Raw genomic sequence first — 24,104 nt, 5'->3', positions numbered from 1 at the left:
ATGGATAAAGCACGTGCTCTCTTGCTGGGGTTGCCCCGCAGGCAAAAAAGACTGATTCAGGTTCTCACAGACATCATCCTGGTTTGGGTTGCGCTTTGGCTGGCGTTCATCGTGCGCCTGGGCATAGACGAGATGGTCAACCCGCTCAAGGTACATCTCTGGCTTTTTCTCTGCGCTCCCGTCGTCGCAATCCCCCTGTTCATTCGTTTTGGTATGTACCGAGCCGTCATGCGATACTTCGGCAACGATGCGCTCATTGTCATAATTAAAGCCGTCAGCCTTTCGTCTCTTATCCTTGCGCTGGTCGTCTACTGGTACAGTAATCACGAAACCGTCGTGCCCCGATCGATTATTTTTAACTATTGGTGGTTAAGTCTTGTCATCATCGGTGGGTTGCGACTGTGCATGCGCCATTACTTCATGGGGGATTGGTTCACTGCGGCAAAACATGTGCCCTTCGCCAACCGTGAAGATAGCCTTACCAAGGTCGCTATTTACGGGGCAGGCGTTGCAGGTAATCAGTTGGTTGCAGCACTTCGTATGGGCCGAGTCATGCGCCCGGTCGCTTTCATCGACGACGATTCCAGTATTGCCGAACGCTCCATTTCGGGGCTGCAAGTATACAAACCCAAACATATCCAACAGATGATAGATGTGACGGGCGCTCAGGAAATACTCCTTGCGCTACCATCGTCTACCCGTGCCCGGCGCAGGGAAATTCTCAACTTGCTGGAAGGTTTTCCACTTCACGTACGTAGTGTCCCGAATTTCACTGATCTGGCTAGCGGTCGAGTCAGGGTCGAGGATATCCAGGAGGTCGATATTGCTGACTTGCTTGGGCGCGATGCTGTGCCTTCTCTGCCGGACTTGCTGGAGGGTTGTATCAAGGGCAGGACAGTCTTGGTTACAGGGGCCGGAGGGTCGATTGGATCCGAACTCTGTCGGCAGATATTTGCCCTGGGTCCAACCACGCTACTACTGTTCGACCATAGCGAGTTCAATCTCTACAGTATTCTTTCCGAGCTTGAACAGCGCGGATGTCGAGAATCAATACCTGTTCGATTACTTCCAATACTCGGCTCGATTCGCCATCAGAACAAACTTCTTGATGTAATGAAAACCTGGAAGATCGACACGGTGTATCATGCGGCGGCTTATAAGCACGTGCCGATGGTCGAGCATAATATTGCCGAAGGTGTACTGAATAATGTCATCGGAACATTAAATACCGCTCAAGCGGCGCTGCAGTCGGGGGTCTCAAACTTTGTACTTATATCAACTGACAAGGCCGTACGCCCAACCAATGTGATGGGGAGTACCAAGCGTCTTGCTGAGTTGATTCTTCAGGCACTAAGTCGTGAAGTCGCTCCTGTACTGTTTGGTGACAAGGCTAATGTTTCCCGAGTCAACAAGACCCGTTTCACCATGGTCCGTTTCGGCAACGTGCTGGGCTCGTCCGGTTCGGTGATCCCGCTGTTTCACAGTCAGATCAAGTCCGGCGGTCCGCTGACGGTCACCCACCCGAAAATCACCCGCTACTTCATGACGATCCCGGAAGCCGCCCAACTGGTGATTCAGGCGGGCTCCATGGGGCAGGGCGGCGATGTGTTCGTGCTGGATATGGGGGAGCCGGTAAGAATCGTGGAACTGGCCGAGAAAATGATTCATCTGTCCGGATTGAGCATTCGTTCCGAGCGCAATCCGCAGGGCGATATTTCCATCGAGTTCACGGGATTGCGTCCCGGTGAAAAGCTCTATGAAGAACTGCTGATTGGCGATAATGTTGCCGCGACGCCGCATCCGATGATCATGACGGCCAATGAGGACCACTTGCCTTGGGATGTTCTTAAATCCCGGTTGGAAGAGCTGCTCGCTGCTGTCGATGCGGATGATTACTCTCGAGTCCGCCAACTCCTGCGCGAAACCGTCAGCGGCTATACCCCCGACGGCGAGATCGTCGACTGGATTCACCAGCAGCGCCGTCTCGAACCCTGATTGTTTCACATCCTGTAACGGACGCATTTTTGACTTGTCCCGATCATCGCCTAAGTTTGGAGAGCAGCTTCGGAAAAGCTGCTTTCTCAATTGATGATGGAGCGTCACTTATGCGTACCGGATATTTCTACTCCCTGATTTTTGCCCTGCTGACCAGCGCCTCTATTGCTGCCATTGCTGCGCCTCTGGCTTCTTCAGAAGCGAACAAGGCAGCCGTGGTGATGGACGCGTCAGCCACTTCTGAAAATCAGAAGGTCGATCTGAACGGTGCCGACGCGGCCACTCTGCAAAAGGAATTGGCAGGCGTGGGCGAGGCCAAGGCGAAAGCGATTGTTGCTTATCGTGAAACAAATGGGCCGTTTGCGTCCGTGGATGAACTGCTCGAAGTGAAGGGTATCGGCAAGGCGATCCTGGATCGCAATCGCGACAAGCTGGAAGTGAACTAAGCTGATTGTTCAACGCCAAGGGGCCGGTCATTGACCGGCCCTTTTTGCTTCCAGGTGGAGCACAACACAGGAGGGCGACAGCCTTTCCGTCGGGAAATAGAAAATTATGGCTGTCATATTGGCTTGAGATTATGCCTATAATAATTTCAGTCGCCACTGAAGCCTTCTGCTTTTCAGCGGTCGTTCATTCCTCACGCATCCCAGGAGTATCGTCATGAATTCCCCGAAATCCCAAGGTACGGCGCTGGTCACGGGCGCTTCTTCCGGTATTGGTGCGGTGTACGCCGAGAGACTGGCGGCGCGTGGTTTCGATCTGCTGCTGGTCGCTCGTGACAAGGCGCGTCTGGAATCGGCTGCGAGCAAACTGCGAGACGTCCATGGCGTTGAAGTTGAAGTGCTCAAGGCCGATCTGACGCAAAAGGATGATGTGATCAAGCTTGAGCAGCGTCTGCGCAGCGATTCCAGCATCACGCTACTGGTCAACAATGCTGGCGTAGCGTCCAACGGATTGCTGGCCAACGCCGATCCCGATGAACTGGAGAAGCTGATCCAGCTGAATGTCACGACCCTGACCCGACTGGCTTCGGCCGCCGCCGCTGCTTTCACCAGCGCCGGGCGCGGCACGATCATCAACATTGCATCGGTGGTTGCCCTGTTTCCTGAGCGTTTCAATGCCACCTACAGTGCCAGCAAGGCTTATGTATTGAGCCTCTCCCAAACGCTGAATGCGGAACTCGAAGGCACTGGTGTCAAGGTGCAGGCGGTTCTGCCCGGAGTGACGCGCACCGAAATCTGGGAGCGTTCGGGTCTGGATGCCACCAATATTCCGGCGGAAATGGTCATGGAGGCGGGCGAGATGGTCGATGCCGCGTTGTCCGGTCTGGATCAGGGCGAGCTCGTCACGATTCCTTCGCTGCCCGATGCCGGGGAATGGCAAGCCTTCGTCGCCGCGCGTCATGTGATGGCGCCCAATCTGTCCCATAGCTCGGCCGCCAGTCGTTACAAGTAAATCAAGTCGAGAGAGGTCAACCCGATATGGATCAGCGTCGAGTAGTTGTCACGGGTATGGGCCTGGTATCGCCCTTGGGAAGCAGCGTCGAAGTGGTCTGGCAGCGCTTGCTGGCCGGGCGTTCGGGATTGCGAAACCTGCCGGACGCGGTCATCGCCGATCTGCCGACCCGGGTCGGCGGCGTGGTGCCGACGATGGAGGAGGATGCCGAAGCCGGTTTCGATCCGGATCGGGCGACGCCGCCCAAAGAACAGAAGAAGATGGATCGTTTCATTCTGTTTGCAATGGAAGCCGCTCGTCAGGCGCTTGAACAGGCCGACTGGCATCCGTCTGACGCCCACGCTCAGGAGCGCACGGCGACCCTCATCGGTTCCGGTGTCGGTGGCTTTGGTGCAATCGCCGATGCTGTGCGCACCACCGACAGCCGTGGCCCGCGACGCTTGTCGCCGTTCACTATCCCTTCGTTTCTGGTCAATCTCGCGGCGGGCCATGTCTCGATCCAGCACGGTCTGAAGGGCCCGCTAGGTGCGCCGGTCACCGCGTGTGCTGCTGGCGTGCAGGCGATCGGTGATGCGGCCCGGTTGATTCGTGCCGGTGAGGCCGACATTGCGGTGTGCGGCGGTGCGGAAGCCTGCATCGACCGGGTCAGCCTTGCCGGTTTCGCGGCGGCGCGGGCCTTGTCCAGCGCCTACAACGACACGCCTGAGCGCGCCTCACGCCCGTTCGACAGCGGGCGCGACGGTTTTGTGATGGGTGAAGGCGCCGGGCTGCTGGTGATCGAGTCCCTGGAGCACGCATTGGCACGGGGGGCACAGCCATTGGCCGAACTGGTCGGATATGGCACCAGCGCCGACGCCTATCACCTGACCGCCGGGCCGGAAGACGGCAGCGGTGCACGGCGGGCAATGGAATTGGCGTTGGCCCAGGCCGGTATCGCGCCGGATCAGGTGCAGCATCTGAACGCACATGCGACCTCGACACCGGTGGGCGACCTCGGTGAACTGGCCGCAATCAAATCAGTATTTGGTGTGCAAAACAGGATCGCCGTGACCTCGACCAAATCCGCGACGGGGCATTTGCTGGGTGCGGCGGGAGGTCTGGAAGCGATCTTCACGCTGTTGGCGATCCGCGATCAGATCGTTCCGCCCACCCTTAATCTGGAAAATCCCGATCCGGCCAGCGAAGGCGTGGATATCGTCCACGGTCAGGCGCGGTCGATGCCGATCGAGTATGCGTTGTCCAACGGGTTCGGCTTCGGTGGGGTCAATGCCAGCGTGCTGTTCAAGCGCTGGCAGGCTTAGTCTTCCGAGCGTTTGAGGTGTTCGCGGGTGACGTCGAGGATCTGTTGGGCAAACCCGGCATCCGCGACGCTGCGTGAGAGCAGGAGCGCGCCCGCCAGTGTCGCCATGATGACGATGCTGCGCTCGGCCGCGTTCTCGCCTTCGAGGGTGTTCTGGATCTGATCCAGACGCGCCTTGAGCACGAGATCGCTGGTCGGGCTGGGTTGTCCGCGCAATCCCAGTTCCGAAGAAATGGTCAGCAGCGGACAGCCTTCATGCGGAGAGGTCTGGTGCCACTCGGAGAGATACGTATCGATGAAGGCTTCCAGCGGTTTTTCCTGGGCGAACAACTCTTCGCACAAGCCTGCGACCTGATCGCCGGCGGCTTGCAGGGCTTTCTCGACCAGGTCGTCCTTGGATTTGAAATGCGAATAAAAGCCGCCGTGGGTCAGTCCCAGTGCCCTCATCAAAGGTTGCAGGCCGGTCGCACCAATGCCGTCCTTGCGAAACCGCTCGGACGCTTCCTTGATAATGCGCTGATGGGTCTGGGCTTTATGATCCTGCGAGTAACGCATTTAAACTCTCCGCAACAAGATCGCCATCTTAACCAATGCAAATTGAATGGTGACTGTACTTCTACTTCTAAAAAAACGGCCGGTGACTCCGACATGTTCGTAACACCCATCAGCGGTTGGCACGGATAGTGGTTGCAGCTTGCAAAGTTGCCATCACTTGAGGAGCAGGAGAATCATGTACAAAGACTACCCGGCCGCCTATCAGGTCAGCAAAGGCGCGGCGTTGCAGGTCAATACACCTTTCTACGAACGGATTCGCGACCGCAAGGACGGGCGTACGCTGATCGAGCAATTCGAGGTGCCGATCCGCACCGGCCGTGCCTGGCACGTGCCGGCGGGGCATGTGTTTCGTGTCACCACACCGGTCGGGCCCCAAGTGGGCGATTTCAATGTGTGGAACGCACACGATCCGCGCGAACGGATGTGGGCGGCCCGCACCCGGCAACTGCAGGGCGCGCATGTCAGCACTCATGACCGCCTCTGGTCGAACCTGCCTTTTCTGCGACCGCTGGTGACCATCACCGATGACAGCCTGGCCGACTATGGCATCGACGAGCACGGCGGGCGCCTGCACGATTTGCTCGGCACGCGCTGCGATCCCTATGTGAACAAAATGCTCACCGGCGAGGATTTCCATCATCACTGCCATTCCAACCTGACCCGCGCCGTGTTGCCCCATGGCCTGACCGAGTTCGATGTGCATGACGTGCTGAACATCTTCCAGTGCACCGGTCTGAATCACGATGACCTGTATTTCATGAAGGCCTGCCCGGCGCAGAAGGGCGATTACCTGGAGTTCTTCGCCGAAATTGACTTGCTGTGCGCGTTGTCGACCTGTCCCGGTGGTGATCTGTCACTGGCGATGTGGGGGCCGGACGCGCAGGATCCGCTGACGGTATGCCGCCCGCTCGGGGTGGAAATCTATCGTCTGGACGATGCGCTGCTGGAAGGCTGGAGCCAGCCGGAACGTGCGGCGTACAAAGGCCTGCATGGCTTGCACATCGCCAAGGCCGACTGGGAAAAATAATCGCGACAAAAAACAAACCCCGCCGATTCAGGCGGGGTTTTTCGTTCAGCGGTCCTGCGCGTCCTTGATGTCCGCTTCGGCATTGCGTTCAGCAACGCGCTTGCGTTGTTCATCGGTCAGTTCGACCTTGTTGGCGGTGTCACGCAACATCATCAGACCGCCGACGATCGAGCCGATTGCAACGACCAGAATCAACCAGGCATACCAGGGCATAACGGCTCTCCTTAAAGGCAGGTCGACGGGCGAGGGTTTCGCCGTGCGACGCTGCGTACCACTTTGAGCGAAGTGCATTCGCAGTGGTTCCATTCTAGGCCGGTTATGCCCGTCGCGGTTTACAGTCCGGTGAGCATGGCGTCTGCCGGAGCGTTGGCGCGCAATTGGCCGGTCAACAGGAAGTAGCCGAAACCGACCGCCATGAAGCCGAGAAAGATCAGCCCGATCAGCGCATTGAACCAGGCCATCGCAACCAGGCACACCACGGCCAGCGCCAATGCAATCAGCGGAATCAGCGGATAGCACGGCGCACGGAAGGTGCGCTCCAGATTCGGTTCGGATTTACGCAGTTTGAACAGGCTGAGCATGCTCATGATGTACATCACGATCGCGCCGAACACCGCCATGGTGATCATCGCGGCAGTGAGGGTCATGCCGCCGAGGTTGATCAGGCCGTCGCTGTAGATCGCCGCGATGCCAATCACGCCGCCGGCGATGATCGCCCGGTGCGGGGTCTGGAAGCGCGACAGTTTCGCCAGCGAGGCGGGCAGATAACCGGCGCGGGCGAGGGCGAAGAACTGCCGTGAGTAGCCAAGAATGATCCCGTGGAAACTCGCCACCAGCCCGAACAGACCGATCCACACCAGCATGTGCAGCCAGCCGGAGTTGTCACCGACCACCGCTTTCATTGCCTGAGGCAGCGGGTCGTTGATGTTCGACAGGGTGCGCCAGTCGCCGACGCCGCCTGCAAAGAACATCACGCCCATGGCCAGCAACACCAACGTCAGAATGCCACTGATGTAGGCCTTGGGAATCGTGCGTTTCGGGTCCTTGGCTTCTTCGGCCGCCATGGCTGCGCCTTCGATGGCGAGGAAAAACCAGATCGCAAACGGAATCGCCGCGAACATCCCGGCAATCGCCGGAGCGCCGAAGATGTCCGAACCGGCCCAGCCGTTGAGGGCGAAGTTGCTGAAGCTGAACGCCGGGGCGACCACGCCCATGAACACCAATAGCTCGGCGACGGCCAGGACGCAGACGATCAACTCGAAGGTCGCGGCCAGTTTCACGCCAAGAATGTTCAGACCCATGAAGACGATGTACGCGCCGACCGCCGCGTGTTTCGGATCGAGGGCCGGAAACTGCACGTTCAGGTACGCACCAATCGCCAAGGCAATCGCCGGCGGGGCGAAGACGAACTCGATCAGCGTCGCCAGTCCGGCGATCAATCCGCCTTTTTCACCGAAGGCGCGGCGACTGTAGGCAAACGGCCCGCCCGCGTGGGGGATCGCCGTGGTCAGTTCGGTGAAGCTGAAGATGAAACAGGTGTACATGGTCGCGACCATGAACGAAGTCACCAGGAAACCCAGGGTTCCCGCGACGCCCCAGCCGTAACTCCAGCCGAAGTACTCCCCGGAAATCACCAGCCCCACCGCGATGCCCCACAGGTGCAACGTGCCCAGTGTGGGTTTGAGTTGTGTGTTCATGCGTTTGCTCCCTGAACGGTTTGGAAAGCTCGGGGAAGGGCGTGTGCAGTGGGCGTGCCATTTTGTATTGGCGGGTCGTAATGGGATGAAAGCTGTCGTATCGGGGATGTTCGCGGCTCGATGGCCACATTTGCGTGCGCCAGTCAGGTGCGCCGCCAGCCGGATACAGTCGTAAAGAAGGCATAAACCCACTCTTTACGCTTTCTTTATGCCCCGCCCACACCCTCGCTCTCGTTCCTTTACAGCCTCCTTTCCGACAATGCCTCCACACGCGGCAATACGCCGTAACACGGAGATCTTCCATGAGCGTTCTGGACGGGGTGTCACTGCTGCTGGCAGTGGGGCTGTTCATTTATCTGTTGGTTGCGCTGTTGCGCGCGGATCGGACTTAGGAGCGGCTATGCACAGTTATGACTATTGGCTGATCCTCGCTTTCTTCGCGGTGGTCTTGCTGCCGGCGCCGTTCCTCGGGCGCTTCTACTACAAGGTGATGGAGGGCCAGCGCACCTGGCTGACGCCGATTCTCGGCCCGGTCGAGCGCGGCTGTTACCGCATCGCCGGGGTCAATCCGCAGGACGAACAGAGCTGGCAGAAGTACACGCTGGCGCTGCTGGCGTTCAACCTCGCCGGTTTTCTGCTGCTGTTCGCGATCCTGCTGTTCCAGGATCACCTGCCGCTGAACCCGCAAAACCTGCCGGGTCAGGAGTGGACCCTCGCGTTCAACACCGCCGTCAGTTTCATGACCAACACCAACTGGCAGGCCTACAGCGGCGAAGCGTCGCTCAGCTACCTGAGCCAGATGGTCGGCCTCACCGTGCAGAACTTCGTCAGCGCCGCCACCGGCCTCGCCGTACTGGTTGCGCTGTGCCGTGGCATCGGGCGCAAGTCCACCAAAACCCTCGGCAACTTCTGGGTCGACATGACCCGCGCCACCCTCTACGGCCTGCTGCCGCTGTGCCTGCTGCTGGCGCTGTACCTGGTGTGGCAGGGCGTGCCGCAGACCTTCGCCCAATATGTGAATGCAGTGACGATGCAGGGCGTTGATCAGGTGATCCCGCTCGGCCCGGCCGCCAGCCAGATTGCGATCAAGCAACTGGGCACCAACGGCGGTGGTTTCTTCGGCGTCAACTCGGCGCATCCGTTCGAGAACCCGACCGCCTGGAGCAACCTGTTCGAAGTTGCGTCGATCATCCTGATCCCGGTGGCGCTGGTTTTCACCTTCGGCCATTACGTGAAGGACCTGCGTCAGAGCCGCGCCATCATCGGTTGCATGCTCGCGCTGTTCATCATCGGCGGCGCTACTTCACTGTGGGCTGAATACCAGCCGAACCCGGCGCTGAACAACGTCGCCGTCGAACAGACCGCGCCGCTGGAAGGCAAGGAAGCGCGCTTCGGCACCACCGCCACCGTGCTCTGGTCGGTGACCACCACCGCGGCGTCGAACGGTTCGGTCAACGGCATGCATGACAGCCTCAACCCGCTCAGCGGCATGGTCGCGCTGGTCAACATGATGGTCGGCGAAGTGATCTTCGGCGGCGTCGGCGCGGGGCTCTACGGCATGTTGCTGAACGTGCTGATCGCGGTGTTCCTCGCCGGCCTGATGATCGGCCGCACCCCGGAATACCTCGGCAAGAAACTCCAGGCCCGTGAAGTGCAACTGCTGGTCGTCACTCTGCTGGTGATGCCGGTCGGCGTGCTGGTGCTCGGCGCGATTGCCGCGAGCCTGCCGGGCCCGGTGGCGGCGGTGAGCAACCCCGGCCCGCACGGTTTCAGCCAGTTGCTCTACGCCTACACCTCGGCCAGTGCCAACAACGGCTCGGCGTTCGGCGGCTTCGGCGCCAACACTGCGTTCCACAACCTGATGCTCGGCCTGGGCATGTTGATCGGCCGTTTCGGTTACATCCTCCCGGTACTGGCTTTGGCCGGCAGCCTGGCGATGAAGAAAACCGCACCGATCGGCCAGAACAGCTTCCCGACCCACGGCCCGCTTTTCGTGACCCTGCTGACCGTGACCATTTTGCTGGTGGGCGGCCTGACCTTCTTGCCGACCCTGGCGCTCGGCCCGATTGCCGAACACCTGAGCATGGGCTTCTAAGGAATCCATCATGAATATGCATGTTCCAGCTTCAAAACCAGCGGCAGCTGCCAAGTCGGCTGAAGCTCCGAAAACCGCGATCAGCGCCCTGTGGCGCCCGGCGCTGGTGCAAGCGTTCGTCAAGCTCGACCCGCGCCAGTTGCAGCGCTCGCCAGTGATGCTGGTGGTCGAACTGACAGCGATCCTGACCACCGTGCTGTGCTTCATTCCCGACAGCAGCGTGCCGACCTTCGTTGCTGCGCAAATCGCCCTGTGGCTGTGGTTCACCGTGCTGTTCGCCAACTTCGCCGAAGCGCTGGCCGAAGGTCGCGGCAAGGCCCGCGCCGACAGCCTCAAGGCTGGCAGCGAAGGCCTCAGCGCCCGACGCAAACTCGCCAACGGCAGCTTCCAGGTCGTGCCGGCCACCAGCCTGCGCAAGGGCGATGTGGTGCGCGTCGAAGCGGGGGAGATGATCCCCGGTGACGGCGAGGTCATCGAAGGCATCGCGGCGGTCAACGAAGCGGCGATCACCGGTGAATCGGCGCCAGTGATTCGCGAGTCCGGTGGCGATCGTTCCGCCGTCACCGGCAACACCCGGCTGGTGTCCGACTGGCTGCTGGTGAAGATCACTGCCAACCCCGGTGAATCGACCCTCGACCGCATGATCGCGCTGGTCGAAGGCGCCAAACGCCAGAAGACCCCGAACGAAGTGGCACTGGACATCCTGCTGATCGGCCTGACCCTGATCTTCCTGCTGGTGGTCGTGACCCTGCAGCCGTTCGCCCACTTCGCCAACGGCAGCCTGCCGCTGGTGTTCCTGGTGGCGTTATTGGTCACGCTGATTCCGACCACCATTGGCGGGCTGCTGTCGGCCATCGGTATCGCCGGGATGGATCGTCTGGTGCGTCTGAACGTGATCGCCAAGTCCGGCCGTGCGGTGGAAGCAGCGGGTGACGTGCACGTGTTGCTGCTGGACAAGACCGGCACCATCACTTTCGGCAACCGTCGTTGCAGCGCGGTGTATGCGGCGCCGGGCGTGAATGCCCGTGAACTGGCCGAAGGCGCGCTGTTCGCCTCGCTGGCTGACGAAACCGCTGAAGGCAAGTCCATCGTCGAGTACCTGCGCGGCTCCAATCCGCAGCCGGAACCTTCGCCGGAAACCCTGACTGCCGTGCCGTTCAGTGCGGAAACCCGCTTGTCCGGTGTGGACTACCAGGGCCGTGTATTCCGCAAGGGCGCGGTGGATTCGCTGCTGGCCTTCCTTGGTCAGCAACGCAAGGATCTGGCCCCGGCGCTGTCCCGGGAAATCGACAAAATCGCCCAGAGCGGCGGCACCCCGTTGCTGGTCTGCGCCGACGGCAAGCTGCTCGGTGCCATCCACCTGAAAGACGTGGTCAAGCCAGGCATCCGCGAGCGTTTCGCCGAGCTGCGCAAACTGGGGATTCGCACGGTGATGGTGACTGGCGACAACCCGCTGACCGCTGCCGCGATTGCCGCTGAAGCGGGCGTCGATGACGTACTGGCCGAAGCGACGCCAGAGAAGAAACTGGCGCGCATCCGTCACGAGCAGAACGACGGTCGTCTGGTCGCGATGTGTGGTGACGGCGCCAACGACGCCCCGGCGCTGGCCCAGGCTGACGTCGGCATGGCGATGAACGACGGCACACAAGCCGCGCGTGAGGCGGCCAACATGGTCGACCTCGACAGCGACCCGACCAAGTTGCTGGACGTGGTGCAGATCGGCAAGGAATTGCTGGTGACCCGTGGCGCGCTGACGACCTTTTCCATCGCCAACGACGTGGCCAAGTATTTCGCGATCCTGCCGGCGCTGTTTGCCGCGATCTACCCGCAGCTCGGCGTGCTGAACATCATGCAGTTGAACAGTCCGCAGAGCGCGATCCTGTCGGCCATCGTGTTCAACGCTTTGATCATCGTGGTGCTGATTCCGTTGGCCCTGCGTGGTGTGCGGGTGCAGGCGGCGAGCGCGGCGGCGCTGCTGCGTCGCAATCTGCTGATCTATGGCCTGGGCGGGATTCTGGTGCCGTTCGTGGGGATCAAGGCGATCGACATGCTGTTGACGGCGTTGCATCTGGTTTGAACCTGAACAGCGGTGTGCCGGGCACACCGCTTCAAGCACGAATTCGAGGATTTTGAAATGTCCACACTGTTACGTCCGGCCCTGAGCCTGCTGGTGCTGATGACCCTGGTCACCGGCGTTGCCTATCCACTGGTGGTGACCGGCGTTGCCCAGGTCGCCTTCCCCGAGCAGGCCAACGGCAGCCTGGTGCGCGATGCCGAAGGCAAGGTGCGCGGCTCGTCCCTGATCGCTCAGGATTTTGTCGGCGATGCCTGGTTCCATTCACGTCCATCAGCCGGTGCCTTTGCAACCGTGTCGAGCAGTGCGAGCAACCTGTCGCCAAGCAATCCGGCGCTGGCCACTCGGGTGATCGATGACGCCAACAAGCTGCAGGTGCCCGGTCAGGGCCCGGTGCCGCTGGCGCTGCTGACCACCTCCGGCAGCGGTCTCGATCCGCACTTGCCACCGGCGGCGATTGCCTATCAACTGGCGCGTGTTGCGGCCGCGCGGAATGTGCCGGTAGCGACTTTGCAGCAACTGCTCGACGCGCACATCGAACAGCCGTTGGTGGGCCCGCCGGTGGTGAATGTGCTGGCGTTGAACATGGCGCTGGAAAAGCTATGAATCGCGATGACATCAGGAAGAGAGAGCTTCAAGCATGAGTGACTCCGGCCGCGCCGACGCGCTGTTAGCAGAACTGCCCCGCGATGGACGCGGCCGGCTCAAGGTTTTCCTCGGCGCAGCGCCAGGCGTGGGCAAGACCTACGCGATGTTGCAGGCAGCTCACAGCCAACTGCGTCAGGGCGTGAAAGTCATCGCCGGCGTGGTCGAAACCCACGGCCGCGCCGAAACCGAAGCGCTGCTCGGTGGCCTGCCGCAATTGCCGTTGGTGCGCTCGGAATACCGCGGTGTGACGCTCGAAGAAATGGACCTCGATGGCCTGCTCGCCGCCAAGCCGAAGCTTGTGCTGGTCGACGAACTCGCCCACAGCAACGCTCCCGGCAGTCGCCACGCCAAACGCTGGCAGGACATTCAGGAACTGCTCGCCGCCGGCATCGACGTGTACACCACGGTCAACGTCCAGCACCTGGAAAGCCTCAACGATCAGGTGCGTGGCATCACCGGTGTGCAGGTACGCGAAACCCTGCCGGACTGGGTGCTGCAAGAGGCTTACGAACTGCTGCTGATCGATCTGCCGCCCCGCGAACTGCTCGAGCGCCTGCGCGAAGGCAAGGTCTACGTGCCTGAGCAGGCGCGCGCCGCGATCGATGCATTTTTCACCCAGACCAACCTCACCGCCCTGCGCGAACTGGCGATGCAGACCGCTGCCGCGCAGGTCGATAACGATCTCGCTCAGGGCTATCGCCAGCTCGGTCAGGCCGCGCCGGCGGTGCGTGGGCGCTTGCTGGTCGGGGTCGATGGCGATGCCCAGGCCGAACGGCTGGTGCGACACGCCAGCCGCGTCGCTCAGCGTCGGCATTTGCCGTGGAGTCTGGTGCACGTCGACAACGGCAGCGTGCGTGACGAGCAATCGCGCCTGCGCCTGCAAAGCGCCCAGCAACTGGCCGAACGCCTCGGCGGCGAAGTGGTGTTGCTACGGGCCGGTGAAGTGGCGAAAACCCTGATTCAGCATGCCGCTGAACGTCGGGCGAGTCTGGTGCTGGTCGGCCAGTCCCGGCCGCGTCTGCGCAGGCGCCTGTTCGGTGGTGGGCTGGCGGCGCGTTTGCTGCGTCAGGCCCATGGTCTGGAAATCAACGTGCTGGACAGTGATCAGGAACAGCATCAACCGCGCCCGCGTGTAGCGCCGACGCTGGTGTGGTTCGACTATGCGCTGGCGCTGGTCGCCACGCTGTTGGCCAGTGCGCTGGCGTGGGCGGTGTCCAGCGTGTTGCCGTTGCCGAACATCTCGCTGGTGTTCCTTGCGGCAGTGCTTCTGGTGGCGGTGCGCAGCAGTCTCGGCCCGGCGCTGGCCTGTGCGGCGCTGTCGTTTTTGACCTACGACTTTTTGTTCATCCCGCCGAATTTTTCCTTCAGCATCCAGCGCGAAGAAGACGTGCTGACGTTGCTGTTCTTCCTGCTGATGGCGGCGCTCACCGGCAACCTCGCGGCGCGTCAGCGGCGGCAATTGCAGGCGCTGCGCGATACCCAGGAAGAAACCACCGAGCTGCTCGACCTGTCGCGCAAACTCACCGCCGCCACCGACCGTCAGGCCGTGGTCAGCGCCGCAGCCCAACACCTCAATGGCTGGAGCGATCTGCAACTGTGCCTGCTCAATCGCGACGGGCAGGGCGGCTGGAAAGTCGAAACCGGCGGGCCGCTGCAATTCACTGAATCCGAACGCGCCGCCGCCGACTGGGCCTGGCAACACGATCAGCCGGCGGGCATGGGCACCGGCACGTTGCCGTTCGGGCGCTGGTGGTGGTGGCCGCTGTCGGTGGAAGACGGGCCGCTGGCGCTGCTCGGTGTGTGTGCCAAAGAGGGCCAGACCTTGAGCGGCCAACGCCGGCGTTTGTTGACCGCGTTGAGCCAGCCGTTGGCTCAGGCATTGGCCCGGGCACAACTGGCCGATGACCTGGAAGCTGCGCGCCTGCACGGCGAAACCGAACAACTGCGCAGTGCCTTGCTGGCTTCGGTGTCCCACGATCTGCGCACCCCGTTGACCTCGATGCGCGGCAGCATCGACAGCCTGCTGGCCCTCGGCGAAGCGATCCCGCTGGAGGATCGCCGCGAGCTGCTCGAAGGCACCCGCGATGAAGCCGAGCGTCTCGACCGCTACATCCAGAACCTGCTGGACATGACCCGTCTCGGCCACGGCGCCCTGAAGCTGGCGCGGGACTGGGTGTCGCCGGCGGACATCGTCGGCAGTGCGCTCAATCGTCTGAGGGCGGTGTTGTCGTCGTTGCAAGTGAGCACCGATGTACCGGCCGAGTTGCCGCTGTTGTACGTGCATGCCGCGTTGATCGAGCAGGCGCTGGTCAACGTGCTGGAAAACGCCGCACGCTTCTCGCCATCCCACGGTCGTTTGCAACTGCGCGCCGGGGCGGATGACAGCGAAGTGTTTTTCTCGGTCAGCGACGAAGGGCCGGGGATTCCGGTGGATGAGCGAGCGAAGATTTTCGACATGTTCTACACCGCCGCCCGGGGTGATCGGGGCGGGCAGGGCACCGGCCTCGGGCTGGCGATCTGTCAGGGCATGGTCGGCGCCCATGGCGGGCGGATCAGTGTCGGCGACGGCATCGACGGGCGCGGCACCTGTATCACCTTGCACCTGCCGTTGCAGACGCAACCGGGGATGGACGGTGAAGCCTGATCCGCGCTGCGCTACTCTCTTGCCACTCTTTTGTGTTGATGTGAACTCATGAGCCAGACCGCGACCATTTTGGTCATCGATGACGAACCGCAGATCCGCAAGTTTCTGCGCATCAGCCTCGCTTCCCAGGGCTACAAAGTGCTGGAGGCCGGCACCGGCGCCGAGGGCCTGGCCCAGGCGGCGCTGAACAAACCGGACCTGCTGGTACTCGACCTCGGCCTGCCGGACATGGACGGCCAGCAAGTGCTGCGGGAGTTTCGCGAATGGGCCACGGCGCCGGTGCTGGTGCTGTCGGTGCGCGCCAGCGAAGGGCAGAAAGTCCAGGCACTGGATGGCGGCGCCAATGACTACGTGACCAAGCCGTTCGGCATTCAGGAATTTCTCGCCCGGGTACGCGCGTTGCTGCGTCAGGCACCGGCAGGCGAGGCGCAGCAGGCCGCGTTGAATTTCGGCCCGCTGACCGTGGACCTGGCGTATCGCCGGGTGCTGCTGGACGGCGTTGAAGTTGCCCTGACCCGCAAGGAATACGCAGTGCTGGCGCAACTGGCGCGGCATCCGGGGCGGGTAATCACCCAGCAGCAATTGCTCAAGGACATCTGGGGCCCGACTCACACCGAGGACAGCCACTACCTGCGGATCGTGGTCGGGCATTTGCGGCAGAAGCTGGCAGACGATCCGACCCGGCCACGCTTTATCGTGACCGAGGCCGGCGTCGGTTATCGCTTGTTGAGCGAGAGCAGTCTTTAGTTCTGCTCGCTCTCGTAGCGATCCAGCGTATCCCGGGCAATCTCGCGACCCAGCGCGATCAGTTCCGGCGCCTTGTAGAACTCGAAGAACCGGCACACCCGCTTCGGCACGTTGATCAGTATGTCCGGCGGATATCCGGCGATCTTGTACTGCGCCAGCGAGGTCTGCATCACCTCGAAACTCTGGTTGATCAGATCAAGCAATGAAGCCGGCCCGACGTTATCGACGATGAATGATCCGGTGGCGGATTTCGGTGCGCCGTCGCGCTCAGGCGCGGCGGCCGGTTGCTGGGCTTCCGGTTCAGCGCCTTCGACCCATGGATTGATCTCCGCCGCTTCGGCACGCAGCGCTTCCTGTTCCAGCATCAGCAGTTGCTCGGCCTGCTTGCGGCGGAACGGCATCTTTGAACCCAGCGAAGTGATCAGGCTGTCGAAGCGCGTACGGAACGCGGCAGGGCGCTGGATCACCGGCAGTTTGTAATGGCGCTGGTTGGTCGAGTTGAGATTGACCGCGATGATCAGATCGCAATGGCTCGACACCACCGGCACGATCGGCAACGGGTTGAGAATGCCGCCGTCCACCAGCATCCGGTTGCCCTGCATCACCGGGGTGAACAGGCTGGGAATCGCCGCCGAAGCTCGCATGGCCTGATGCAGGCAGCCTTCCTGGAACCAGATTTCCTGTTGGTTGGTGAGGTCGGCGGCTACGGCGGTGTAGGGAATGCGCAGGTCTTCGATGTTGATCTCGCCGACGATCTTGCGGATCTGGCCGAAGACTTTTTCGCCACGGATCGCACCGAGGCGGAAGCTGACGTCCACCAGGCGCAGCACGTCGAGGTAATCCAGGCTTTCGATCCAGTTGCGGTACTCGTCGAGCTTGCCGGCGGCGTAGATTCCACCGACCACGGCCCCCATTGAACAGCCGGCAATACAACTGATGTCATAGCCCCGTCGTTCGATCTCTTCAATGACCCCGATATGGGCATAGCCCCGGGCGCCACCGGAGCCCAGCACCAGCGCGACACGCTTTTTCATCAAACTTCCTCCCGACAAGGTTGCACAATGCACCCATCGAGGGCCGGGCTTCAATCGCCGGGGTCGTTCGGGGCGGCGATGGCGTCGTTTTTTCGATACTTCATGACCCGTCGGCGTTATCTTTTGCAATGCGGCGCAATGGCGGGGCACAAGGCACTTTTTCGCTGGCGCACCGTCTTACCTGCACGACTGTTGACCTATCTTTGAGGTGTGAGTGATGAAAGCCTGGATCTGTGTGCCGTTGATGGCACTGGCATTGGCCGGTTGCGCCGGCAAGACCGCTTATCGTGACAGCTGCGGCAGCCAACTCGACGCGGCGTGGCATGAACTGGATCTGGCCAAGGCCGAAGGTTTTGCCGGCACCGTCAGCTATTCCAAGGCGCTGTCGCTGTTGACGGCGGCCAAGACCCAGCAGCAATTCGAAGGCTTCGAAGGCTGCACCAAGAAAGCCGAAAAAGCACGTTTCTACATTCGCGAGTCCCGCGCCGGGCGCTAAGCTGCTGACGTAGCGCAAGGGCAGGTCGCTTGCGCCGGCGCACACTCGTGCAAAGTCATTGAATTCAGGAGCAAGCGATGTCTGCGTTGGTTGATCGGCTGGTGGCCCATGTCCTGAGCCTGGAAGTGCGGCTGCTGGCCTGTCAGGCGCGTCTGACCGCGCGGACCGCCCCTGAAGCGCTGCACGACCTGCGCACCACCGTGCGGCGCTTGCGCAGTCTGTTGCGACCGTTACGCGGCTTGCCCGGTGTCGAACAACTGGAAAGCGCGGCGGCCAGCGTCGGGCAACTGACCACGCCGTGGCGCGACCGCGAGGTGCTGGCGGCCTGGCTGATCAAGCATGATCAGCCGGAAGCTGCACAGCGCCGGATGGCGCAAATGGCCGAGGCGTACCCGACGCTGGCGGCCAGCGCCGAAGTGGCTTCGCTGCTGATGATCCTCGATGCCTTTCCACGTTTTCTGCGTGCGTCCCAGCGCCAGGGATTGCTCAAGCGCCTGGACAAGCGCATCGAAAAACGTCTGGGCAAACAATGGAAGCACCTCGACGTGGCGCTGCACGACCCGGCCCACGACCGCCATCGCCTGCGCCTGCTGATCAAGCGTGTGCGTTACGGCATCGAGGCCTATCCTGAACTGGATCGTTTGCCCGAAGCCGCATTACCCCGATTGAAATCCGCACAAGGCGCCCTCGGTGACTGGCACGATTGCTGGCAATGGCTGGCACGCGCCGAACTGGAGCAGGATCTGCAACCCTGCGTCGCCACGTGGCAGGCAACCATGGCCAAGGCCGAAATCAAGGCCGACCGGGTGCTGGATAAGCTCAGCGCGGCCTGCTTCAAGTCCTGAAACCCGCTGGCGCGCAGCACCGCTGTCTTATCTGTCAGTCTCTTTGACCGGAATGGACGCTGCGCCGCTCTGCCGCGCTGGTTAAGATCCGGTCATTCCCTTTTTCGTGTCCGAGGTTTCCATGCGCTTTTGCGATCTGATCGATGCTGTCCGTCGTCAACCGGAGGTCACGATTCCGGCGGAGTGGGGGCAGGGCCGGGCCAGTTTTGGCGGCTTGGTGGCCGCGCTGCAATTTGAAGTGATGCGAACCAGGGTGCCTGCCGATCGGCCGGTGCGTTCGCTGGCGATCACTTTCGTCGGCCCGGTGGAGCCCGAAGTGCCAGTGAGCTTTGAAGTCGAGGTGCTGCGCGAAGGCAAAGCGGTCAGCCAGGTGCTGGGGCGCGCCGTGCAGAACGGTCAGGTGGTGACGATGGTGCAAGGCAGCTTCGGGGCTTCGCGGTCGTCGGAAGTGGCGGTTGAAGCCTATCCCGCACCGGAGATGAAACACTGGGACGACTGCCAGGAGCTGCCGTACATCAAAGGCGTAACCCCCGAGTTCATGCGTCATCTGGCGATGCGCTGGAGTGTCGGCGGCATGCCGTTCACCGGCACTCAATCGCGGCTGATGGGCGGCTGGGTGCGTTTGCGTGGGGATGTGAAAGAAGAGCCGGTCAACGAGGCGCACCTGCTGGCGCTGGTCGATGCCTGGCCACCCGCGCTGTTGCCGTACCTGAAGAAACCGGCACCGGGCAGCACCCTGACCTGGACCATTGAATTCGTTCAGCCGTTACGGGATTTGAGCACGCTGGACTGGTGCCAGTATCTGGCGGACATCGAGTATGCGGCTGACGGTTACGGTCACGTCGCCGCCAAGCTGTGGAGCGCGAAGGGTGAACTGATTGCCATGAGTCGGCAGACGGTGACGATCTTCGCCTGACTTAATGGCGGCGATGGCGTTCACGCCAGGCGCGATACCAGCCGCCACTGAGGAAGAACCGCGGAAACGTCAGAAACTGCTCGACCAGCAGCCGCGAGACAGCGTCCTTGCGATCACTGAACGGCTCGGAGGCTTGCGCCTCCAGGCTGTGACCGTGACGCTGCAGACCCAGCGCCGCGATGATGCCGATCACGCCGATCGCAACGCTGGCCAGACTCAGGCTGAACACACCTGAGACGATCAACAGAAACGCAACGATGAACAGCGGCACGGCAATCAGGTGCAGCACCAGATTGGTTGGGTGCTGATGGTTGTTCGGGTACGCGCGCCATTGCCACGCGGGAAGGTTGGGGTGACGTTTGCCCATGTTGCTGCTCCTCGATCCATGTTCAGTACATGGTTGAAGAATAGGCCCGGGCAGCGAGGGCGGCGAATCAAGGTTGGCTATTGAAGTGATAGGGACAATGGCCAATCTTGATGTTGTCTCCTAGAGCTTCAATTGGCCGATCGCCTTGTTCAGTTCCCCGGCCAGCGTCGCTAACTCGTTACTGGTAGTCGCCGAATCCACGGTCTGTTGCACGGTGTTCTCGGTCACATCGCGAATGCTCACCACCGCGCGGTTCATCTCTTCAGCCACCTGGCTCTGCTGCTCCGCCGCCACTGCAATCTGCGTGTTGCTCTCGCGCATTTGCGCCACCGCTCCGGTAATTTCCGCGAGCGCTTCTCCCGCCTCTTGCGCCTGCTGCACGCAGTCGTCGGCCTTGTACGAACTCTCCTGCATGAAGTCCACCGCATCGCGGGTGCCCGCCTGCAATGCCGAGACCATGGTGGTGATTTCATCGGTGGAGGTCTGTACGCGTTTGGCGAGGTTGCGCACTTCATCGGCGACCACCGCGAACCCGCGACCCATTTCCCCGGCACGGGCCGCTTCGATGGCGGCATTGAGCGCCAGCAGATTGGTCTGCTCGGCGATGCTGTGGATCACGCTGACCACGCCGTTGATCTTCTGGCTGTCCTCGGCCAGGCGCTGGATCATCTCGGCAGTCTGCTGCACGCCGCTGGACAGGCCGGCAATCGAATGCTGGACGCGGGTCACCACTTGCTGGCCGCTGCCGGCCAGGCCGTCGGCGGTCTGCGACAGGTCGCGTGTGGCGCCGGCGTGCTGGGCGATGTGGTAGACGGTGGCGGTCATTTCGTTGATCGCCGTGGCGGCCTGATCGGTTTCGCTCTGCTGGCCGAGCATGCCGTGACGCACCTCGTTCATGCTCGACGCCAGTCGCGCGGCGCCGACGTCCAGTTGCCGCGCAGTGTTGGCCACGGTGGTCACCACTCGCTGATAACCGGCCTGCATCGCATTGAACGCGTTGGCCATCTGCCCGACTTCATCCTTGCAGGCCAGTGGCACCCGGGCGGCGAGGTCGCCGGTTTTCTCCACGTGCAGCATCACGTCCTTGAGAGTGTTGAGCTGGCTGAGCAGAAAGCGGATCAGCAATTGCGAGGCACCTAGCATTGCCAGCATCAGGATGAACACCGCCACTGCGTAGTTGGCGAATCGCTCGCTGAACACCTGGCTGAGGCTGGGGGCGTAGGCGATCACGGCGACTTGCTGGCCATCGGCGCGGCTGAAGACCTCGGCGCCGAGCAGCGGGTTTTCGCCGAACAACGGCAAGTGACTGATCTCGATCCAGCCGCTGCTGTCGGTGATTTCCAGCAGTGGCTGATCGTTGAGGCGCGGCGCTTCACCCCGTTTGAAGGTCAGTACCTGATCGGATTTGGGCAGCGGCTGCCCGGCCGGCCAGGCCTTGAGCAATTGCGCCTGGGCCTGGGCCGAGGTTTGCGCGGCGTGGCTGCGGGCCTGTTGTTCGAGTTGCACGGCGTACAGCACCAGCAACAGGGTGGTGACAAAGGCGACCGCGTTGACCGCCCAGAATTTGTATTTCAGCGAGATATTGCTAAGCCAGGCACCCATGGAGGTCTTCTCTGATAGCGGAAACAGTTTTGGCAAGGTGCCATTATTGTGCCGCTACCCAGGTGCCCGGTTCTTGATGTGCATCAACAACCGATGCATCTGCCTCTTTCAGGGCAGGGTAGGTAAACCGTAGAACGCCCGCGCGCAGGCGGTGGTGTGGGCCGCCAGATCTTCCTCGGTTTCGCCTCGATGCAGCGCAACCTCACGCAGCACTTCGGTCAGATACGCCGGCTCGTTGCGCCCGTTCTTCGGCTTTGGCCGCAGTGTGCGTGGCAGCAGATACGGCGCATCGCTTTCCAGCATCAGGCGACCGCGCTTGATCTCCTTCACAAGCGGATGCAAATGGGTGCCGCGACGCTCGTCACAGATCCAGCCGGTGATGCCGATGTGCAGGTCCAGATCGAGGTAGCTGAACAAGGCTTTCTGCTCGCCGGTGAAGCAATGCACCACGGCGGCAGGCAATCGGTCGCGGAAGTCACGGAGGATTTCCAGCAGGCGCTGGCTCGCATCACGCTCGTGCAGGAACACCGGCAATTGCAGTTCGGCGGCCAGCGCCAGATGTTCTTCGAGGACTTTTTCCTGCTGCGGGCGCGGCGAGAAATCGCGGTTGAAATCCAGTCCGCATTCGCCCACCGCCACCACGTTCGATTCCAGCAGCAGACTGCGCAGACGCCGTGCGCTGTCGGCGTTCCAGTCGCTGGCCGAATGCGGGTGAATGCCGGCGGTGGCAAACAGTCGCTGGCCGTCCGGATCCAGTTGCTGGCAGAGCTCCAGCGCCTGTTCGCTGCCCTCGACACTGGTGCCGGTCAGCACCAGTTGGCAGACCCCGGCAGCGTAGGCGCGGTCGAGCACGGCCTGGTGTTTGTCGGCGAAACTGGGGTTGGTCAGGTTGACGCCGATATCGATGAGTTGCATGGTGCTACCTCGGGCCGAAGGCCGGAAAGCATATCAGAGCTGTAGATTTATAAGAAAAGCCAAGAACTACAACGGCTTATGGCTGTCTGTTGAGGCCGCGTAGCAGGCCGGGTTGGCAGAATTGCCATCACTGTGCCAGTCTCTCGCACTTTATCAGCGCTCCAGGCGCTCTGTTTTCGTCGGTGTTTTACGACCGCTCAGCGGTGAAACGCCCCGTATTCTTTCCGGAGAGTGGATGATTCGTCCCTCGGTTTTGCTCCTGCTGTGTGGTTCGCTGCTGTTGCCGATGACGGCGGTCGCGCGGCTGCCCGGACCACTGCAAGCCGTGCCGGCCGCCAAGGTTCGCGACCTGACCGAAATCCGCAGCAGCCGCGTCTTGCGGGTGCTGGTCAACCAGAGCCGCAACAGTTCCGGCGAAGTCCAGGGCCAGGCCATCGGCATCGAATACCACCGGCTGCGCGCCTTCGAGCAATACCTCAACGGCCACGCTCGCGACGGCCAGGAAATCACCCTCAAGATCATCCCCAAAGCCAAGGATCAATTGCTCGGTGCGTTGCAGCGTGGCGAAGGCGATCTGGTGGCGCCGGGCGAACTGCTCGAGCTGCAACCGGGCCACGCAGTCGCCAGCAGCGAGCCGATTGCCAGCAACGTGCCGCTGGTGCTGGTCGGCATCAAGGGTGAAAAGCGCTACACCAAGGTCGAGCAACTGGCCGGTAAAACCCTGGCGTTGCCCACGGGCAGTGCGGCGGGGGAGGCGGTCAGCCAGCTCAACCAGAAACTGGCGCTGCACAAACTGGCGCCGATCAAGATCGAATGGGTCGATCCAACGCTGGCGGTCGAGGATGTGCTTGAGATGGTTCAGGGCGGGATTTTCCACCTGACCATCGTCGAGCAACCGATTGCCGAGCGTTGGGGCAAGATCCTGCCCAAGCTGCGTTTCGACCGGCAGGTGATGATCAACGAGCCGGGCGAGGAATACTGGTTCGTGCGCCGTGATGCGTCGATGTTGCGGGCGAGCATCGACCGCTTCCTCACCGGCTACAAGAAGCCGGCGAACGAAGATGCGGCCTTCCTGCGGATCTACCGCCGTCTCTATCAAGTGCACTATCCGTTGGCCAAGGCTGACCGTCAGCGTCTGGAAAAACTGCGACCGACCCTGCAGAAGCACGCCGAAGCGCAAAACATGGACTGGCTCAACCTGGCGGCGCTGGCCTTCAAGGAATCGGCGCTGCAGCCCAACGCGCGCAGCGGCAGCGGGCCGACCGGGCTTATGCAGATCACCCCGTCGGCGGCACAGCGGGTTGGCGTCAACAACATCCAGAATCTCGATGCGAATGTGCAGGCCGGGGCCAAGTACCTGGCGATGATCCGCCGCAAGTTCTTCAACAGTCCGAAACTCAATGAGCGCGAGCGCATGGCGTTCACCCTGGCGGCCTACAACATTGGTCCGGAGCGAGTGCAAGGCATGCGTGCCGAAGCGCGGCGTCGCGGCCTGAATCCCAACCAGTGGTTCTTTCAGGTCGAGCGCATCGCCATGGAGCAGGTGGGAATGGGCCCCGTCAGCTATGTTAATAGCGTGAACAAGTATTACTTGGCGTTCGACCGGGAGCGGGAGTCGTTGGAGCCCGGGGGGCAGAAAGTTGTCTCACGCAAATGATCAAATAAGTTGATTGTTATGGCGGAATTTTTGCG

22 protein-coding genes are annotated in these 24,104 nt (G+C 61.6%); 15 read left to right on the top strand and 7 right to left on the bottom strand.

Annotation, left to right across the window (positions count from 1 at the left end):
* The 4 genes from AC07Y2_RS16240 (at position 1) to fabF (ending at position 4,751) form a co-directional block, all read left to right on the top strand.
* A complete protein-coding gene (locus AC07Y2_RS16240; RefSeq protein WP_103386362.1) occupies positions 1 to 1,995 on the top strand; it encodes a polysaccharide biosynthesis protein in 1,995 nt (664 codons plus the stop codon).
* Between the two features lie 110 nt (positions 1,996 to 2,105).
* Positions 2,106 to 2,441 (top strand): ComEA family DNA-binding protein, encoded by a 336-nt coding sequence (locus AC07Y2_RS16235; protein WP_039770521.1) that lies wholly within the window; start codon positions 2,106 to 2,108, stop codon positions 2,439 to 2,441.
* Between the two features lie 214 nt (positions 2,442 to 2,655).
* On the top strand, positions 2,656 to 3,450 hold the full coding sequence (locus AC07Y2_RS16230; RefSeq protein ID WP_085668130.1) for an SDR family NAD(P)-dependent oxidoreductase: 795 nt from the start codon (positions 2,656 to 2,658) through the stop codon (positions 3,448 to 3,450).
* A 26-nt stretch (positions 3,451 to 3,476) separates the two neighbouring features.
* Complete coding sequence (fabF, locus tag AC07Y2_RS16225) at positions 3,477 to 4,751, top strand: beta-ketoacyl-ACP synthase II (protein ID WP_103386361.1); 1,275 nt, start codon at positions 3,477 to 3,479, stop codon at positions 4,749 to 4,751.
* On the opposite strand, the gene AC07Y2_RS16220 is transcribed toward fabF, so the two are convergent.
* Positions 4,748 to 5,305 carry a TetR/AcrR family transcriptional regulator gene (locus AC07Y2_RS16220; protein ID WP_103386360.1) on the bottom strand — a complete coding sequence of 186 codons (558 nt, stop codon included), beginning with the start codon at positions 5,303 to 5,305 and terminating at the stop codon, positions 4,748 to 4,750. The genes fabF and AC07Y2_RS16220 overlap by 4 nt on opposite strands.
* A 175-nt stretch (positions 5,306 to 5,480) precedes the next feature.
* Here AC07Y2_RS16220 and AC07Y2_RS16215 point away from each other — a divergent pair, with 175 nt between their 5' ends.
* Positions 5,481 to 6,332: an urea carboxylase-associated family protein gene (locus AC07Y2_RS16215; protein ID WP_103386359.1), complete on the top strand. Its 852-nt coding sequence runs from the start codon at positions 5,481 to 5,483 to the stop codon at positions 6,330 to 6,332.
* 45 nt (positions 6,333 to 6,377) lie between these two features.
* On the opposite strand, the gene AC07Y2_RS16210 is transcribed toward AC07Y2_RS16215, so the two are convergent.
* Together AC07Y2_RS16210 and eat are read right to left on the bottom strand one after the other, a co-directional pair.
* On the bottom strand, positions 6,378 to 6,545 hold the full coding sequence (locus AC07Y2_RS16210) for a DUF2897 family protein (protein ID WP_007950938.1): 168 nt from the start codon (positions 6,543 to 6,545) through the stop codon (positions 6,378 to 6,380).
* Positions 6,546 to 6,664: 119 nt separating this feature from the next.
* Positions 6,665 to 8,029 carry an ethanolamine permease gene (eat, locus tag AC07Y2_RS16205; RefSeq protein ID WP_039770512.1) on the bottom strand — a complete coding sequence of 455 codons (1,365 nt, stop codon included), beginning with the start codon at positions 8,027 to 8,029 and terminating at the stop codon, positions 6,665 to 6,667.
* A 302-nt stretch (positions 8,030 to 8,331) separates the two neighbouring features.
* Between eat and kdpF the strand changes: the two genes are divergently transcribed.
* From kdpF to AC07Y2_RS16175, 6 genes are read left to right on the top strand one after another with little or no spacing between them, the layout of a single operon-like run.
* Complete coding sequence (kdpF, locus tag AC07Y2_RS16200) at positions 8,332 to 8,421, top strand: K(+)-transporting ATPase subunit F (RefSeq protein WP_007950940.1); 90 nt, start codon at positions 8,332 to 8,334, stop codon at positions 8,419 to 8,421.
* An 8-nt stretch (positions 8,422 to 8,429) separates the two neighbouring features.
* The gene (kdpA, locus tag AC07Y2_RS16195; RefSeq protein WP_039770510.1) at positions 8,430 to 10,124 is read left to right on the top strand and encodes a potassium-transporting ATPase subunit KdpA; all 1,695 of its coding nucleotides are present in this window, start codon (positions 8,430 to 8,432) and stop codon (positions 10,122 to 10,124) included.
* Between the two features lie 10 nt (positions 10,125 to 10,134).
* Positions 10,135 to 12,201, top strand: coding sequence for a potassium-transporting ATPase subunit KdpB (kdpB, locus tag AC07Y2_RS16190; protein WP_103386358.1), 2,067 nt, complete (start codon positions 10,135 to 10,137; stop codon positions 12,199 to 12,201).
* Positions 12,202 to 12,258: 57 nt separating this feature from the next.
* Positions 12,259 to 12,804 (top strand): potassium-transporting ATPase subunit KdpC, encoded by a 546-nt coding sequence (gene kdpC, locus AC07Y2_RS16185; RefSeq protein WP_103386357.1) that lies wholly within the window; start codon positions 12,259 to 12,261, stop codon positions 12,802 to 12,804.
* Between the two features lie 34 nt (positions 12,805 to 12,838).
* Positions 12,839 to 15,490, top strand: a complete 2,652-nt coding sequence (locus AC07Y2_RS16180) for a DUF4118 domain-containing protein (RefSeq protein ID WP_103386356.1) — start codon at positions 12,839 to 12,841, stop codon at positions 15,488 to 15,490.
* Between the two features lie 48 nt (positions 15,491 to 15,538).
* Positions 15,539 to 16,237, top strand: a complete 699-nt coding sequence (locus tag AC07Y2_RS16175) for a response regulator (protein WP_039770498.1) — start codon at positions 15,539 to 15,541, stop codon at positions 16,235 to 16,237.
* Here the strand turns inward: AC07Y2_RS16175 and AC07Y2_RS16170 are convergent.
* Positions 16,234 to 17,271: a patatin-like phospholipase family protein gene (locus AC07Y2_RS16170; RefSeq protein ID WP_064383337.1), complete on the bottom strand. Its 1,038-nt coding sequence runs from the start codon at positions 17,269 to 17,271 to the stop codon at positions 16,234 to 16,236. The two genes, AC07Y2_RS16175 and AC07Y2_RS16170, sit on opposite strands and share 4 nt — an antisense overlap.
* A 217-nt stretch (positions 17,272 to 17,488) precedes the next feature.
* Between AC07Y2_RS16170 and AC07Y2_RS16165 the strand changes: the two genes are divergently transcribed.
* The 3 genes from AC07Y2_RS16165 to AC07Y2_RS16155 all read left to right on the top strand — a co-directional run bounded on the left by AC07Y2_RS16165 (position 17,489) and on the right by AC07Y2_RS16155 (position 19,528).
* Positions 17,489 to 17,767, top strand: coding sequence for a hypothetical protein (locus AC07Y2_RS16165; protein WP_007950948.1), 279 nt, complete (start codon positions 17,489 to 17,491; stop codon positions 17,765 to 17,767).
* 77 nt (positions 17,768 to 17,844) lie between these two features.
* On the top strand, positions 17,845 to 18,612 hold the full coding sequence (locus AC07Y2_RS16160) for a CHAD domain-containing protein (RefSeq protein ID WP_103386355.1): 768 nt from the start codon (positions 17,845 to 17,847) through the stop codon (positions 18,610 to 18,612).
* Positions 18,613 to 18,733: 121 nt separating this feature from the next.
* On the top strand, positions 18,734 to 19,528 hold the full coding sequence (locus AC07Y2_RS16155; protein WP_074688002.1) for an acyl-CoA thioesterase: 795 nt from the start codon (positions 18,734 to 18,736) through the stop codon (positions 19,526 to 19,528).
* Between the two features lies 1 nt (position 19,529).
* Here AC07Y2_RS16155 and AC07Y2_RS16150 read toward each other — a convergent pair whose 3' ends face one another.
* The 3 genes from AC07Y2_RS16150 to AC07Y2_RS16140 form a co-directional block, all read right to left on the bottom strand.
* A complete protein-coding gene (locus tag AC07Y2_RS16150) occupies positions 19,530 to 19,895 on the bottom strand; it encodes an Mpo1-like protein (RefSeq protein WP_039770492.1) in 366 nt (121 codons plus the stop codon).
* A 120-nt stretch (positions 19,896 to 20,015) separates the two neighbouring features.
* Positions 20,016 to 21,497, bottom strand: coding sequence for a methyl-accepting chemotaxis protein (locus tag AC07Y2_RS16145; protein ID WP_039770490.1), 1,482 nt, complete (start codon positions 21,495 to 21,497; stop codon positions 20,016 to 20,018).
* 108 nt (positions 21,498 to 21,605) lie between these two features.
* Complete coding sequence (locus tag AC07Y2_RS16140) at positions 21,606 to 22,412, bottom strand: TatD family hydrolase (RefSeq protein ID WP_085668138.1); 807 nt, start codon at positions 22,410 to 22,412, stop codon at positions 21,606 to 21,608.
* A gap of 235 nt (positions 22,413 to 22,647) precedes the next feature.
* Between AC07Y2_RS16140 and AC07Y2_RS16135 the strand changes: the two genes are divergently transcribed.
* Positions 22,648 to 24,069: an MltF family protein gene (locus tag AC07Y2_RS16135; RefSeq protein ID WP_074687998.1), complete on the top strand. Its 1,422-nt coding sequence runs from the start codon at positions 22,648 to 22,650 to the stop codon at positions 24,067 to 24,069.
* Positions 24,070 to 24,104: the final 35 nt, after the last annotated feature.

It is taken from the genome of Pseudomonas sp. GW456-12-1-14-TSB6, from assembly GCF_059424205.1.
Note: the sequence above shows the minus strand (reverse complement) of the source record. Positions and strands in the feature narration are given on the sequence as shown.